The 15,238-nt window shown below is 58.8% G+C and carries 16 protein-coding genes; 11 read left to right on the forward strand and 5 right to left on the reverse strand.

The features are described from left to right. Positions 1-2: 2 nt before the first annotated feature. Entirely contained in the window at positions 3-1,340 is a 1,338-nt protein-coding gene (locus SPE70_RS20785) for a maltoporin (RefSeq protein ID WP_063105690.1), read from the reverse strand. A gap of 262 nt (positions 1,341-1,602) precedes the next feature. Continuing rightward, positions 1,603-2,874, reverse strand: coding sequence for a PTS sugar transporter subunit IIC (locus SPE70_RS20790; protein ID WP_004151052.1), 1,272 nt, complete (start codon positions 2,872-2,874; stop codon positions 1,603-1,605). A gap of 177 nt (positions 2,875-3,051) precedes the next feature. On the opposite strand from SPE70_RS20790, the gene SPE70_RS20795 reads away from it, so the two are divergent. The 9 genes from SPE70_RS20795 to SPE70_RS20835 all read left to right on the forward strand — a co-directional run bounded on the left by SPE70_RS20795 (position 3,052) and on the right by SPE70_RS20835 (position 10,630). Beyond that, positions 3,052-3,366, forward strand: coding sequence for a PTS sugar transporter subunit IIB (locus SPE70_RS20795; RefSeq protein ID WP_002914979.1), 315 nt, complete (start codon positions 3,052-3,054; stop codon positions 3,364-3,366). A gap of 9 nt (positions 3,367-3,375) precedes the next feature. Next, positions 3,376-4,698, forward strand: a complete 1,323-nt coding sequence (locus SPE70_RS20800) for a PTS sugar transporter subunit IIC (RefSeq protein ID WP_040968827.1) — start codon at positions 3,376-3,378, stop codon at positions 4,696-4,698. Between the two features lie 23 nt (positions 4,699-4,721). Continuing rightward, positions 4,722-5,036 carry a PTS lactose/cellobiose transporter subunit IIA gene (locus tag SPE70_RS20805; RefSeq protein WP_002914983.1) on the forward strand — a complete coding sequence of 105 codons (315 nt, stop codon included), beginning with the start codon at positions 4,722-4,724 and terminating at the stop codon, positions 5,034-5,036. A 50-nt stretch (positions 5,037-5,086) separates the two neighbouring features. After that, entirely contained in the window at positions 5,087-6,001 is a 915-nt protein-coding gene (locus SPE70_RS20810) for an ROK family protein (RefSeq protein WP_012540756.1), read from the forward strand. Positions 6,002-6,057: 56 nt separating this feature from the next. Continuing rightward, positions 6,058-7,020: a LacI family DNA-binding transcriptional regulator gene (locus tag SPE70_RS20815; protein WP_002915031.1), complete on the forward strand. Its 963-nt coding sequence runs from the start codon at positions 6,058-6,060 to the stop codon at positions 7,018-7,020. 181 nt (positions 7,021-7,201) lie between these two features. Then, entirely contained in the window at positions 7,202-8,119 is a 918-nt protein-coding gene (locus tag SPE70_RS20820; protein WP_040968828.1) for a metal ABC transporter substrate-binding protein, read from the forward strand. After that, positions 8,116-8,937 (forward strand): manganese/iron ABC transporter ATP-binding protein, encoded by an 822-nt coding sequence (locus SPE70_RS20825; RefSeq protein WP_004149506.1) that lies wholly within the window; start codon positions 8,116-8,118, stop codon positions 8,935-8,937. Before SPE70_RS20820 ends, SPE70_RS20825 begins: the two co-directional genes overlap by 4 nt. Next, on the forward strand, positions 8,934-9,782 hold the full coding sequence (gene sitC / locus SPE70_RS20830; RefSeq protein ID WP_012540753.1) for an iron/manganese ABC transporter permease subunit SitC: 849 nt from the start codon (positions 8,934-8,936) through the stop codon (positions 9,780-9,782). The genes SPE70_RS20825 and sitC overlap by 4 nt, the downstream gene beginning before the upstream one ends. Beyond that, positions 9,776-10,630: a metal ABC transporter permease gene (locus tag SPE70_RS20835; RefSeq protein WP_012540752.1), complete on the forward strand. Its 855-nt coding sequence runs from the start codon at positions 9,776-9,778 to the stop codon at positions 10,628-10,630. The genes sitC and SPE70_RS20835 overlap by 7 nt, the downstream gene beginning before the upstream one ends. Positions 10,631-10,689: 59 nt before the next feature. Here SPE70_RS20835 and SPE70_RS20840 read toward each other — a convergent pair whose 3' ends face one another. Both SPE70_RS20840 and SPE70_RS20845 read right to left on the reverse strand, forming a co-directional pair. Next, positions 10,690-11,031, reverse strand: coding sequence for a nitrous oxide-stimulated promoter family protein (locus SPE70_RS20840; RefSeq protein ID WP_008806199.1), 342 nt, complete (start codon positions 11,029-11,031; stop codon positions 10,690-10,692). 67 nt (positions 11,032-11,098) lie between these two features. Next, a complete protein-coding gene (locus SPE70_RS20845) occupies positions 11,099-11,986 on the reverse strand; it encodes a LysR family transcriptional regulator (protein WP_022065494.1) in 888 nt (295 codons plus the stop codon). Between the two features lie 186 nt (positions 11,987-12,172). Here SPE70_RS20845 and SPE70_RS20850 point away from each other — a divergent pair, with 186 nt between their 5' ends. Then, positions 12,173-13,114: an AEC family transporter gene (locus SPE70_RS20850; RefSeq protein WP_044650049.1), complete on the forward strand. Its 942-nt coding sequence runs from the start codon at positions 12,173-12,175 to the stop codon at positions 13,112-13,114. A 35-nt stretch (positions 13,115-13,149) separates the two neighbouring features. Then, positions 13,150-14,859, forward strand: a complete 1,710-nt coding sequence (locus SPE70_RS20855) for a thiamine pyrophosphate-requiring protein (protein WP_048268097.1) — start codon at positions 13,150-13,152, stop codon at positions 14,857-14,859. Positions 14,860-14,898: 39 nt separating this feature from the next. Here SPE70_RS20855 and SPE70_RS20860 read toward each other — a convergent pair whose 3' ends face one another. Further along, the gene (locus tag SPE70_RS20860; RefSeq protein WP_012967347.1) at positions 14,899-15,192 is read right to left on the reverse strand and encodes an Rdx family protein; all 294 of its coding nucleotides are present in this window, start codon (positions 15,190-15,192) and stop codon (positions 14,899-14,901) included. Between the last annotated feature and the right edge of the window lie 46 nt (positions 15,193-15,238).

Here is a 15,238-nt window from a genome sequence, read left to right on the forward strand (position 1 = left end):
CCTTAGAACCAGACCTCGGCCTGTACGCCGAAGTTAACGGTGTCGGTAGAGCCACTGCGGGAATACCCGCCGGCGGTGATGGTATTGGTATCCCAGTTGTAGTTGCCGTCCAGCGCATCGGAGACACCTTTATCCCACTTCGCGTAGGTGACGAAGAAGCGCAGCTGCGGGCGTGCCCAGAAACCGGAGTCAAAGGTCAGGGTTGGCGCAACGGTGACTTTGGTCAGGCCGCCTTTGCCTCTGCCGTTTACCCCTTTGTAGTTTTTGTCATCCAGGTATTCGTAGCCCAGCTCGTACTGCATGGCAAAGTTGCGGGTGATCTGATGATAAGGGCGGATACCGGCGACCCACATCGAGCGTCCCCAGCCATGGTCATCTTCCGTCCACCAGCGGTAGTTTTTATCTTTCTGCCAGAAAGCGAAGGTCGAGATCTCCAGGTCGCCCATCGAGGCCACGCTATCCAGCACCACTCGCCAGGACTGAGTGTTTTCCAGATTGGCCCAGCCCCAGCCGTTTTTACCCAGTGAGTCACCCGCCGCCAGCCCTTTCCCGTACTGCAATGCAAGGCGGGAGTAGCCTCCGGTCAGACCATAGAAACCGTCAAAGTTATAAATACCGGTCACGCCATAGCCCTTCTCGGCGGAAGTCGGGTGGTTTTCGTTACGGTTCATATGGTGGCCGATCAGCTCCAGATCGAAGCCTGTCCCCGCGATCTTTTTCAGCCACAGGTTGAGGGAATAGTCATCCGGGTAGCCCTGATCTCCCTTATCCACCGGGTAGGCTTTGGTTTCATCGGTGGGTGAAAAGGCGTACACCCCGGCGTCGAAGCGGGCGAAGCCGAGATCCATGTTGTCGAAGCCGCCGCCGGTGCCGTTGTACTGAATGTACTCCCAGTCGAACTGATGGCTGGAGGTGTTGGAGCTGCTGTAGCGCTTACCGGCCCAGAAGGTCATCTCCGGCGCAAAATCCAGATTGCTCAGCTCGGCGAACCCTTCGCGAAACTGTACGTCATGGCCATCGTCATCCTGACAGTTCCAGTCGGAGGTGCATTTCGACTGATGAGTGAGGTTGGCCTGCACTTTCGCCACCACGCCGCTGTCCGCCGTCAGCGTCACGGTGGGGATCAGTTCGATCTTGGTGTCTTCTTCGTTGCCCAGTCGCCACTTACCGTCCGGCATCAGGCCGACGGAGTCCGCGCGGTTGCCATCGGAGTTCGCCAGGATCCCGGAGCGGATATAGCCATGCAGCGCAAAATCATACTTCGGATCGGCGCAGGCCAGGCTGCTGGCCCCTGCCAGCGAGAGGAGAGCCAGAGGTATTGAATGTTTCAGCTTTATCATTATTTTTTTCCCACGTTATGTTTGTTAACACGAACCGATAACGGAGGGGAAATTTACGGATCAAAAATGGAAATGTACATCCGTTAATGGAAAGCGCTTTCCATAATTGCCTATCTGGTTCACAAAATTCGCTCCGCGGCGAATATATTCGTGAGACTGATCACATAAAATAACAAGAATGCCGCCGGGAGCCGGCAGCAGAGCGGAAGGAGGAGCAGGTGAATGAGTGCCGCCGGGGGATAAGCCGCCGACGGCGAGGGGGTCAGCGTTCGGTTTCCGCGAGCTGGCGTTCGTACACTTTGAAGAAGGGGCGATAGAGCATCCAGGCGTTAAACATCGCGAACAGGCTCATGCACAAATTTTTCCAGCTACCGTTCGCCGACCATGCTGCCCCCAGCGGGGAAGGCATAGACCATGGCAGCATCGCCACCGCGCGGTCGAGGATACCCAGCTGAGTTAAATACCATGCGATACAGGCATTTATCAGCGGAACAAAGAGAAACGGCAGTAAAAAAACCGGGTTCATGATTACCGGAAAACCAAACAGTATTGGCTCGTTGATATTAAACAGCGACGGCAGCAGGCCAATTTTTGCCACGCTTTTCAGCTGCCGCGAGCGGCTGCGCATCGCCATCAGCACCAGCGGCAAAGTGGAGCCAATACCGCCGATCAGCAGGTAAAAATCCCAGAACCCCTGCAGATAAATATGCGGCAGCGTTGGCGAACCCGCCGCCAGCGCCTGCTGATTTTCAAACAGATAGGTCATCCAGAAGGGGTTCATGATCCCGGTGATGATCAGCGCGCCGTGGATACCGATAAACCAGAGTAAGTTACAGATAAATAAAGAGATCAGTACCGCCATCAGCGTGTCGGACGCCAGCACCAGCGGCCGCACCGCTTCGCTGATCAACTCCGGTACGATGCGTCCGGTGGTCTGCAGCAGTATGGCATTCATCACGCTTATCGACAGCATCACCACCAGCAGCGGGATCAGCAGTTGAAAGCCATTGCGGGTCATCAGCGGCACTTCATCAGGCAAGCGAATACACCAGCCTTTTTTGTAGAAAAAGCGAATTATCTCAATGGAATAGGTGCTGGATATCAGGGCGGTAAATATCCCCATACCGCCGAGATAAACATTGCTCACCGCAGTCTCGCGAAAGCCGATAAACAGCAGAAAAGCCAGACACCCGGTTAAACCGCAGAGCCGTTCCGGCAGACGGTACTGCTTGGCGAGACTGGCGCTGGCGCCGAAGGCGACAATCAGCGCCACCAGGCCAATGGTTAACTGAAAGGTCGGCAGCAGGATAGGCCGCAGTAGCAAATAGACCTGGCCGAAACGCGAGGCGCCGTCGATGGAAACGGGCGGAAACAAAATGGGCACCAACAGGCTGCCAACAATCACAAAGGGCATCGCCAGCGCAAAGCTATCGCGCATCGCCGTAATGTGGTTGTTGCGCGTCAGAACATTCGCCAGCGGCGCCAGCCGCTGCTCGATGATGTCCACGGCCACATTCATTAACTGAATGTTCATACTCCTACCTTTGCGAATGGTTGTCTCGCCGGGATGATCGCCCACAACACCGGAAAGTGAAAGCCTGCCATAGGTGATCATGGTCACAATTAATAAATCCACAAACGGAAAGCGCTTTCCGTAATGCATCCATTTTGACTATAGTCCGCTCATCCAACCTCATCAGGAGCGGTACTTATGAAAAAAATTATGTTGTGTTGTTCGGCAGGCATGTCCACCAGCCTGCTGATGAAAAAAATGATTGCCGAAGCCGAACAGCGGGGCCTGCCGGTAGAGATCAATGCCTATGGCGTAGCGGAGTTCGCCGAACAGGTTGGCCATTATCAGGTGGTACTGCTGGGGCCGCAGGTGAAATACATGCAGCAGGATCTGCAAAAACAGGCGGATAAATACGGTATCCGCGTCGAACCCATCAATATGATGGACTACGGCATGCAAAAAGGCGCCGCGGTCCTTGATTTCGCCCTTTCCCTCATCGAAAACAAGAACTAAGGAAAGATCATGAGCTCTCTGTACGCTAAACTGATCGATGTGATCGAACGGCAGATCACGCCGCTGGCCGGCGCGATCGGCCAGCAAAAATACGTGACCTCGATCCGCGACGGTTTTATCACCGCCCTGCCCTTTATGATCGTCGGCTCGTTTTTGCTGGTATTTATCTTTCCGCCGTTTTCTCCGGATACGACGTGGGGCTTTGCCCGCGCCTGGCTGCAATTTTCGCTCGATCATCGCGATGCGCTGATGCTGCCGTTCAACTTCAGCATGGGGGTGATGACCCTGTTCATTGCCGTCGGGATCGCCGCCAGCCTCGCCAAGCACCATCACCTGGACTCGCTGACCGCCGGGATGCTGTCGCTGATGTCGTTTCTGCTGGTGGCCGCGCCGCTGAAAGATGGCCAGATCTCTACGGCCTACTTCTCCGGCCAGGGGATCTTCACCGCCATTCTGGTGGCCATCTATTCCACCGAGCTGTACGCCTTCCTCAAGCGGCATAACATCACCATTCGCCTGCCGCCGGAAGTGCCTGCCGGGGTGGCGCGCTCGTTCGAGATCCTGATCCCGGTGCTGGCGATCATTCTGACGCTGCATCCGCTGAACCTGTTTATCGAGGCTCAGCTGGGGATGATCATTCCGGAAGCGATCATGTCGCTGGTCAAACCGCTGGTCGCGGCTTCCGATACACTGCCGGCCATTCTGTTGTCAGTGCTGGTCTGTCAGGTGCTGTGGTTCGCCGGGATCCACGGCGCGCTGATCGTCACCGGGATCATGAACCCGTTCTGGATGGCCAACCTGTCGGTCAATCAGGCGGCCATGGCGGCAGGTACCGCTATCCCGCACATCTATGTCCAGGGCTTCTGGGATCACTATCTGCTGATCGGCGGCGTCGGCTCCACCCTACCGCTGGCGCTGATGCTGCTGCGCAGCAAGGCCGTGCATCTGCGGACGATTGGCCGGATGGGGGTCGTGCCGGGGGTATTCAATATTAACGAACCGATCCTCTTCGGCGCGCCGATCATCATGAACCCACTGTTTTTCCTGCCGTTCGTGCTGGTGCCGATGGTCAACGCGACCCTGGCGTACTTTGCGCTGAAGCTGGATCTCGTCAGCCGCGTAGTATCGATGACGCCGTGGACAACGCCGGCGCCCATCGGCGCCTCGTGGGCGGCGAACTGGAGCTTTAGCCCGGTGATCCTGTGCCTCATTTGTATGGCCACCTCCATGGTGATGTACCTGCCATTTCTCAAAGCTTACGAAAAACAGCTGCTGGCCCAGGAGCGTGAAAACGCCGTCGGCCAGGCTGACAACGCGGCGCAAACCGCTTAACGCTAACGATTCAGAGGATAATCATGGAATTAGAAGAACAGGTGATGGGGATCATCATCAACGCCGGCCAGTCACGTAGTCTGTGCTACGAAGCGCTGCACGCCGCTAAAGCGGGTGATTTCGCCACCGCCGACGCCAAAATGCAGGAAGCGGCGCACTATTCCCGCGAAGCTCACCTTGTACAGACCCAGCTTATCGAAGCTGACGAAGGCGAGGGAAAAACCAAAATGACGCTGGTAATGGTCCATGCTCAGGATCACCTGATGACCTCCATTCTGGCGAAAGAGCTGATTGCCGAACTGATTGCGATTTACCGCGCGCAACCGCTTCACGCCTAGCGCGTTCCCCGGCCAGGCGCGCTGGCCGGGTCTGATTCCCCGAGGTCACTATGTTACATCTTGGAATAGATATTGGCGGCACCAAAATGGAAGCCGTACTGCTGGACCCGGCAGGCGAATGCGTCCAGCGCCTGCGCCGGCCGACCCACAAAGAGAGCTATGACGCCTTTATGCGTCAGCTGCTGACCCTGATTGCCGATATTCGCGCGGTCAGCCCGCAGCCATTCACCCTGGGGATCGGCCTGCCCGGGGCTATCGATCCGCAAAGCGGGCGCATTAAAAACTGCAACTGCCTGGTGCTCAACGGTCACGATCTGCGCCGGGATATCATGCAGCAGCTTGGCCAGCCGGTGTGGATGGCAAACGATGCCGACTGCTTCACCCTTTCGGAGGCGGTGGATGGCGCCGGCGCCGGGGCCTCCACCGTCTTCGGGGTGATTATCGGTACCGGCTGCGGCGGCGGGATCGCCGTTCATCAACAACTGCTCAGCGGCCCCAACGCTATCGCCGGGGAGTGGGGGCATAATCCGCTGCCGGGCTATACTCCTGAGCGCGATGGTCCGCCGCAGCCCTGCTACTGCGGCAAAACGAACTGCATCGAAAGCTTTCTCTCCGGCACCGGCTTCGCCCGCCGCTATGGGGAACAAGCCCGTGCGGAAGCCATTGTCGCCGCGGCGCAAAACGGCGATCCGCGCGCGCTGGCCCACTGGCGACACTTTATCGATGCCTTTGCCCGTAGCCTGGCGTCGGTGATCAATATTCTCGACCCGCAGGTGATTGTGCTGGGCGGCGGTCTGTCCAACGTCAGCCAGATCTATCGCGATCTGCCTGCCGCCATCGTGCCGTGGATCTTCTCCGACACCTGCCGCACGCAGATCAAACCGGCCCGCTTCGGCGACGCCAGCGGCGTGCGCGGCGCGGCCTGGCTGCCCCGTCTGCCCGGCGCCGCGGACGGGCAGCGGTAGACACTTTTTTCAGCAGGTATGTTAAGCTAGGCGAAAATGTTCAGACAGAAAAAGCCATGCCAACGATTGATGATGTTTCAAGATTAGCGAATGTCTCAAGAGCGACGGTTTCCCGCGTGCTGACCGGCACCCGGGGCGTGCGCGAAGAGAGCCGGGAAGCTGTGCTGCGGGCCGTTGAAGAACTCAACTATCGCCCGAGCTTTGCCGCGCAAAACCTCGCCAGTCAGACATCCAGCCACGTTGGTCTGGTGATTTCCGCGCAGGACGAAAGCCACGGCGCGCGTCTACTGCCGCTGCTCTCTCAGGCGCTGAAAGGGCTGAATAAAAGCCTGCTGGTCCAGTATGTCAGCGATCCGGTAGAGCAGGCGGCGGTGATCGACGATCTGCAGCGCCAGTGCGTGGCGGTGGTGGTGCTGGGCGCCGTTGCCGCCGACGCGCCGCGCAACGTTATCGCCTTTGACCGCTTCGGCGTCGCCGGGAGCAACAGCCAGGGCTACGACTTCGCCTTCGCCACCGAAAGCGCCTGCCGCTATGTGATTGGCAAGGGACACCGCAACATCGCCCTGCTGGTGGACAGCGATAGCGACGATGCCAGCCGTCAGATGCTGGAAGGCTACCGCAACGTCCTGCAAAACTACTCCATTCCTTTTAACCGCCAGCTGGTGCTGACGGCCAACGATGACGTCGAGCAGGCGCTGCTGACCTTAATTAACAGCTTCAGTAAATACTCAGTCATTATCGTTAAACGCGACCGCTACGCGGCTGAGGCGATGCGTCTGTTACGCGAATTCACCATCGCCGTCCCGCAGGAGGTCTCCCTGTTGAGCCTTGAGGATTCCCCGCTCGCCTCGCTGCTCTACCCGCCGCTGACCTGCATCTCCTGGCCACTGGAGGCGCTGCTGGATAACTGTATTCAGCGTATTCGCAGCCTGATTGACGACCGGCCAACCTTCACCGCCGAGGGCCGCTCGCTGGCTGGCCGCCTGATCCCGCGCCAGTCTGTCGCCGATATCTCTTGATCTTCGCCCGGTTCGCGCCGGGCCAGCCTTATCTCCCCCTTTCTTGTCGCTTTCGTTTCCCGGCTCATTATTACTCACGCATGCAAATAAGAATTATTTTCATTTGTAAATAGCTTGTGCTATATAACATAGCAATGGCTATAAACGCTGGGAAATTAACCACACCATTGCGAGGGATCCTATGCAACACCTGACACTGCTGAAATCATTGCTGCTGGCCAGCGCGCTGGCTCTGCTGGCCGCGACGCCGGCCACCGCGCAGGAGAAATTCAGGGTTATCACTACCTTCACGGTTATCGCCGATATGGCGCAGAACGTGGCCGGCGACGCCGCCGTCGTCAGTTCCATCACCAAACCGGGCGCGGAGATCCACGATTACCAGCCCACGCCAGGCGATATCAAACGCGCGCAGGGGGCGCAGCTGATCCTCAGCAATGGGCTTAATCTCGAACGGTGGTTTGCCCGTTTTTATCAGCACTTACAGGGCGTTCCGGAGGTGGTGGTCAGCAAGGGGATCCAGCCGATGGGCATCAGCGCGGGCCCCTATAGCGGGAAGCCCAATCCCCATGCCTGGATGTCAGCAGATAACGCCTTGATCTATGTCGATAACATTCGCGATGCGCTGGTGAAGTACGATCCGCCTCACGCCGACACCTATCGCCGTAACGCCGAGGCCTACAAAGAGAAGATCCGTCAAACGATGGCGCCGCTGCAGGCCAGACTGGCGCAGCTGCCGGCGGATAAACGCTGGCTGGTCACCAGCGAGGGAGCCTTCTCCTATCTGGCCCGCGACTATGGTCTGCGCGAACTGTATCTGTGGCCGATCAATGCCGACCAGCAGGGCACCCCGCAACAGGTTCGCAAGGTTATCGACATCATGAAGAAAGAACGCATCCCGACCATCTTCAGCGAAAGCACCATCTCCGATAAACCGGCGCGTCAGGTGGCGCGCGAAGCCGGGGCCCACTACGGCGGCGTGCTGTATGTCGATTCGCTGAGCGCCGCCGACGGCCCGGTGCCGACCTGGCTCGACCTGCTGCGCGTCACCACCGAAACCATCGTCAACGGTATCCAGGACGGGATGAGGAAGCAGCCATGAATGCAGCGCAAGCGGGACTGTATGTCGACCAGCTCACCGTCACCTGGCGCAACGGCCACACTGCCCTGCGCGACGCCTCGTTCAGCGTACCGCGCGGCTCCATTGCCGCACTGGTGGGCGTTAACGGCTCGGGTAAATCCACACTGTTTAAAGCGCTGATGGGCTTTGTGCGCGTCGGCCACGGCGAGATCGCCATACTCGGCCAGCCGGTCAACCGCGCGCTGCGCCAGAACCTGGTCGCCTATGTCCCGCAGTCGGAAGAGGTGGACTGGTCCTTCCCGGTGCTGGTGGAGGATGTGGTGATGATGGGCCGCTACGGCCATATGGGCTGGCTGCGGCGGGCAAAGCCGCGCGATCGCGAGATTGTCGATGCCGCGCTGGCCCGCGTGGGCATGAGCGAGTTCCGCCATCGGCAGATTGGCGAGCTCTCCGGCGGGCAGAAAAAGCGCGTTTTCCTTGCCCGCGCTATCGCTCAGCAGGGTCAGGTGATCCTGCTGGATGAGCCTTTTACCGGCGTCGATGTGCAGACCGAAGCGCGGATCATCAGCCTGCTGCGCGAGCTCCGCGATGAGGGCTGTACCATGCTGGTCTCCACCCACAACCTCGGGTCAGTGAGCGAATTTTGTGATTACACGGTGATGGTGAAAGGCACCGTGCTGGCCAGCGGCCCGACAGAAACCACCTTCACCGCCGAGAATCTGGAGCGGGCTTTCAGCGGCGTGCTGCGCCACGTCGCGCTCACCGGCGCGGAAGCGCAGGTTATCACCGATGACGAGCGGCCGTTTATCAGCCGGCGCGCGGCAGGAGGCCCACGATGAGCTGGCTGCTGGAGCCGTTTGGCTATCACTATATGCTCAATGCGATGTGGGTGTCGGCGCTGGTAGGCGGCGTCTGTGCGTTTCTCTCCTGCTACCTGATGCTGAAGGGCTGGTCGCTGATTGGCGACGCCCTCTCCCACTCGATTGTGCCCGGCGTCGCCGGGGCCTATATGCTCGGCCTGCCTTTCGCGCTCGGCGCGTTTCTCTCCGGCGGCCTGGCGGCGGGCAGCATGCTGTTTTTGCAGCAGCGCTCGCGGCTGAAAGAGGATGCCATTATTGGCCTGATCTTCTCCTCCTTCTTCGGGATCGGGCTGTTTATGGTGTCGCTGAATCCGACGTCGGTGAATATCCAGACCATTATCCTCGGCAATATTCTGGCCATCGCCCCGGAGGATATTATCCAGCTGGCGGCGATCGGCTTTATCTCGATGGCGATCCTGCTGCTGAAGTGGAAAGATCTGATGGTGACCTTCTTTGATGAAAACCATGCCCGCTCGATTGGCCTGAACACCCGCGGCCTGAAGCTGCTGTTCTTTACCCTGCTGGCCGCCTGCACCGTGGCGGCGCTGCAGACCGTCGGCGCCTTTCTGGTCATCTGCCTGGTGGTGACTCCCGGGGCCACCGCGTGGCTGTTAACCGACCGCTTTCCGCGCCTGCTGGCCATCGCCGTGGCTATCGGCAGTCTGACCAGTTTCTTCGGCGCCTGGCTCAGCTACTATCTCGACGGCGCCACCGGCGGCATTATCGTGGTCGCGCAAACGCTGTTGTTCCTCATCACCTTTATCTTCGCGCCGAAGCACGGCCTGCTGGCCAGCCGCCGCCGTGCCAGGGAGGCCGCATGCTGAACCTGTTCCTGGCCCCGTTCCAGTTTCCTTTTATGGTCAATGCGATAGCGGTATCGATCATCGTGGCCGTGCCCTGCGCGCTACTGTCGGTTTTTCTGGTGCTCAAAGGCTGGGCGCTGATGGGCGACGCCATGAGCCACGCGGTCTTTCCGGGCGTGGTGCTGGCCTACATTATCGGCATCCCCTTCGCCATCGGCGCGTTTATCGCCGGGCTGCTGTGCGCCGTGACGACCGGTTTTCTCGACGATAACAGCCGACTCAAGCGCGATACCATCATGGGGATTGTCTTCTCCGGCATGTTTGGCGCCGGGCTGGTGCTGTATGTAGCGATCCAGTCCGATGTTCATCTCGACCATATCCTGTTCGGCGACATGCTGGGGATATCCCTTCGCGATATTGGACAAACGGCGGCTATCGCGCTGGTGATTGCGCTGATTATCGGTCTCAAATGGCGGGATTTTTTGCTGCACGCCTTTGACCCGACGCAGGCCAAAGCCAGCGGCCTGCGCGGCGGGCTATTGCACTACGGCCTGCTGTGCATGATCGCCCTGACCATCGTCGCGACGCTGCAGTCGGTGGGGATTATTCTGTCGATTTCGCTGCTGATTGCTCCCGGGGCGATCGCGCTCCTGCTGGTGCGGCGCTTTATCCACGCCCTGCTGCTGGCGGTAGCGGTGGCCATCGGCTGCTCGGCGGGAGGGGTGTGGCTGGCGTTTTATCTCGACAGCGCGCCGGCGCCGACTATCGTGGTGCTGTTTTCCGCGCTGTTTGTGGTCGCCTTTGTGGCAAGCACGATCCGCGATAGTCAGAAACAGAGGGCTTCAGCAACCATCCCCGGTGGCGGCTAATGCCTTACCGGGGCCGACTTGTCGCCCGGCTACGCGCCGCGCTGACCAGGGAAAGGCCGCTATTTTTTCGGTCGGTATTTTTCCGGTAGCGCCGGCACCGGGCGCCTGTCGTCCAGCAGATGGCGAATAGTGAGGATCGGGTGGCGCCAGAGCATTCGCGGCCCGGCCCAGCGCATAATCTGCTTCATCTCTTCGCGCTTCGCCGGCTGGTAGCAATGCACCGGACACTGCTTGCAGGCTGGTTTATTCTCGCCAAACACGCACTTATCAAGGCGCTTGTCGGCGTAGGCGTTCAGCGCCTGATAGTGCGCATTATCGGCCAGCGCCCCGGGACAGCGCCGCTGGTAGAGGGCAATCATCCGCTGAATCGTCATCTTTTCCCGTTCGATACGCTTCCCCATCTCCCCGCCTTTCGCCTGTTATTAAGATGCATATATTATACACCTTAACGTTCGTGCCCGACCAGCCTCACTGCTTGAGATGCTGGATCAACTGCAGGGCTGCCCCGGACAGAACCCCGAAATGGCTATAGGCATAGAAATCGCGGATAAAAACGCTGCCCTCGAGTTCGAACGGACGCAGCAGGCCCAGCGCTTCCTCGTGCCGGTAAACCGGGGCCGGCATCGACGTTAACAGATCGCTCTCGCACAGAAAGGCCTTAATGGCCGAGGAGGACGCGCACTCAATCACCGGCTGCGGACAGGGTAGCTGATGGGCACGAAAGATATCCTCAAGGATGTTCATCGGGGTACTTAACGGCGGCGGCATGATCCACGGATAGTCCAGCATCTCCTCGAGGGATAAGTTCGCCGCCTGATGTAGCGGGTGGTACTGCCTGGCGACGATGCAGATCCGGTCCTGCCAGTTAATTTTACCGCGCACCACGATTTTCTCATCATGCGGTAAGGGGCCGCAGAGGGCGATATCGATGTCGTGCATCCGCAGGAGTTTAAAGAGCTCGGAGTCAATGCGGTCGACGATCCGCAGATGGATCCGGGGATGTCGCTGATGGAAAGCTGCCAGCTTATCGATGAAATGGCTGGTCAGCAGGCTGGAAACACAGCCAATCCGCAGGATACCTTTCCCGGCGCCGCGGATGAGCGCAATCTCCTCGCGGGCCTTTTGTTCGGTATTCAGCATCGTCAGCGCATAGGGTAAAAAGGCGCTGCCATATTCGCTCAACGCCATACCGTGTTTGTGTCTTTCGAATAAGGTCGCGCTCAGGTCCGCTTCCAGGCTCAATAACAGCCGGCTCAGTCCCGACTGAGTGATCCCCATCTTCTCCGCGGCCAGGGTCATATTGCCTTCGTGAGCGACAGTAATAAAAGCCTGAATCTGCTTAAATTTCATTGGCATGATATTTACTCATTGAACAAACGGTTTTTACATTTCCCTTGCGGCCTGTTTTAGCGAATAAATGTCGCTATCAATACGCTCAAAAATAGCTACCGCGCATCAGGAAAAACGGATTTATTAACCTCATCGCGCACGGCAAAAACGAATTGCGGACCCGAAGATAATTTATAACGAGAATATATCACCATGACACAGAACAATATTCTATTAATTTCAGGCGCTATATTACCGGTCATCATTACCGTCATCATCGGCTATATTAGCGGTAAACGAAAAGACTTTAACTGGCAGCAGGCAGGAGACATCAATAAAATTGTGATGCTCTATGCATTACCGCTAAGTATTTTCAGCAATATGGTGATGACGCCGCGACACATCGTCATGACCATGGGCCCGGTTGCGGTGGCCATTATCCTCGCGCTGATTCTGAGCTTCGTCATTCCCTTACTGGTCGCCCGCTATCTGTTCCGACGCGACCTCGCCCTCAGTACGCTGCAGGCGCTGGCCATCGGCTCGCCGGCGGTTCCTTTCATCGGCACCTCGGTGCTGGCCTTTTTATTTGGCACCGTCAGCGCGTCGCTGATCACGGTGTCCAGCATCACGCAAAATGTCTTCCAGCTGCCGCTGGTGATGATTCTGATGTCGGTCGCCACTGGCGATAAAAACCAGCATATCTCCTTTGGCACACGGGTGATAAACGCCATTAAACAACCTGTGGTCTGGTCACCGGTGATCGCCCTGATCATCGTGCTGGCGGATATCCATATTCCGCAGACTATCTCGATGTCGCTGGGTCTGCTGGGTAAAGCCTCTGGCGGGCTGGCGCTGTTTGCCGCCGGGATCGTGCTCTATACACGCAGCATTGTTATCACCACCGCTACCATTATCACCGTTATCGCCCGCAATATTTTGGTGCCCGGCGCCTGCTATCTCCTGTTATTAAAAATGGGCTTCAGCATGGAGCAAATAAAGGAAGTCGTATTGACGATGGCTATCCCGGTAGGCTCCATCGCGATAATTATTGCCATGCAGTATAAAACCGGCGAGCAGGAAATGGCCTCGACGATGGCGCTGAGTATTATTGCCTCCATCATTACGATGGGCGGATTTATTTTCTTAACCTTTTAATTACCGCGATGACACCGCGTGAATACGGAGAGAATATGGCCTCTATCACATTATCGGCTGCTGAACTGTTACTGCATCGGCTACAGGCGCTGGACGTGGCATATATTTTTATTAACTCGGGCACCGATTATCCGCCAGTTATTGAAGCCTGGGCAAAGGCCCGGGCGACCGGGCAAAAGGTACCCGAGCTGGTGATCTGCCCGCATGAAAACGCCGCCATCGGCATGGCGCACGGCTACTACCTCGGCACTGGCAAGGTGCAGGCGGTGATGGTTCACACCAACGTCGGGTTAGCCAACGCCGCCTGCGGTGTCATCAATCTGGCGAACAGCAATATCCCGGTGCTGATTTTTGGCGGTCGCACGCCGATTAGCGAACATTCCCACTTCGGCTGCCGCAATACGCCGATTGGCTACGGCCAGGAGATGCGCGACCAGGCGGCGCTGATCCGTGAATCCGTGAAGTGGGATTTTGAACTGCGGCTGGCCGATCAGATCGGCGAGCATGTTGACCGGGCCTGGGCGATTGCCAGCTCCCTGCCGAAAGGTCCGGTCTACCTGAGCTTACCGCGCGAGCCATTGTGCGAGACCTTTGCCATTGATGAGGCCGCGCTGCAGGCCGGTCCTTCGCAGCAGCCGGTCCGCTATGCGCCAGTCCGGGAAGATATCGCCCGGGCCGCCGAGGCAATCGCCTGCGCCAGACATCCCGTCATCTTCGCCCAGCGCGGCGCCCGAACGGCGGGTGGCTTTGCGCGACTTAATAGCCTGGTGCGCGAATGGGCGATCCCATTGGTGGAATACTGGGGTACCGAGGTGACCCTGAGCGCCGATAACCCACTGCTCGCCGGGGCTGATCCCAGCGCCTGGCTCGCCGACGCCGATGTGATTCTGGTGGTCGACTCGCAGGCGCCATGGATGCTCGCCGAGGGCGACTGTCGCCAGGACTGCACCGTGATCCAGATGGGCCCCGATCCGCTCTTCTCCCGCTACCCGGTACGTGGCTATCGCGCGGACATCAACCTGGCGGGCGAGACCGATGAAGTCTTCAGCCTGCTGGAAGAGGCGCTGCGCCCGCTGCAGGCCGCCCGCCAGCAACATGTGGCGGAGCGGGCGGCATATACGCAGAACCGCATCCAGCAACAGAAAAACCAGCGCGACGCGCTTCTCCATGCCAGCCAGACCGGGGCCATTACCAAACCCTGGCTCAGCTACTGCCTCGGTCATCTGGCGAATCAACACCGTGGCCGGATCGTTTCTGAACTGACCACGCTGCCGCAGTTTGCCGGACTGATCCATGCCGAGAGCTATTACCAGGAAGCGCTGGCCGGCGGCCTGGGCGAAGCCCTGCCTATCGCGCTGGGGCTGCAGCTTGCGCGCCGGGAAGAGCTGATTATTGCCGCCGTCGGCGACGGGTCGTACCTGTTCGCCAACCCTGCGGTCTGCCACCATATTGCGGAGGTAATGAAGCTCCCTGTCCTCGTCGTGGTCGGAAATAACGGCGGATGGGGCGCCGTCGCGGGCGGCACCAAAGCGCTCTACCCGGACGGCTACGCAGCCCGCGCGGAGACCATTCCGGCCACCGCCTTTACCACCTCGCCGGATTTCGCCGCGATCGCCGCCTCCAGCCGCGCGGCGGCCCTGTCGGTTTCCCGGGCCGAGGATCTCCCCGGCGTGCTGGAAGAAGCGGTCACCCTCATACGCACCCGCCGACAAAGCGTGCTGGTTGACGTGCAGTTAGCCCGCTAACGGCTTCTCCTCCGGGCGCTTGTCGCCCGGAGGGGGTTGTCACCCTTTCTGCTCATCTTTATCCACATGGCCCAGCGGCTTCTCCGGGAAACAGACATCGCGCACCCGGCGTTTCAGCTCGGCCGCATCCGGAAAACCGCCATCCTGCTTGCGCTCCCAGATCTGCTGACCGCCGACATCGATCGTGAAGATCCCGCCGGTCCCCGGCACCAGCGTCACTGAGGCGATGTCGGTGCTGAAGGTATGTAACAGCTCCTGCGCCATCCAGCTGGCGCGCAGCATCCAGTTGCACTGGGAACAGTAGGTGATGGTGATGGCCGCTTTTGAGTTCATCGTCGTCTCGCTAAGTCTGAAAGGGCAAATTGTAAACAAAGTGCAG

Source organism: Klebsiella sp. ZJOU C1 (assembly GCF_035620215.1).
GTDB classification, from domain to species: domain Bacteria; phylum Pseudomonadota; class Gammaproteobacteria; order Enterobacterales; family Enterobacteriaceae; genus Klebsiella; species Klebsiella variicola.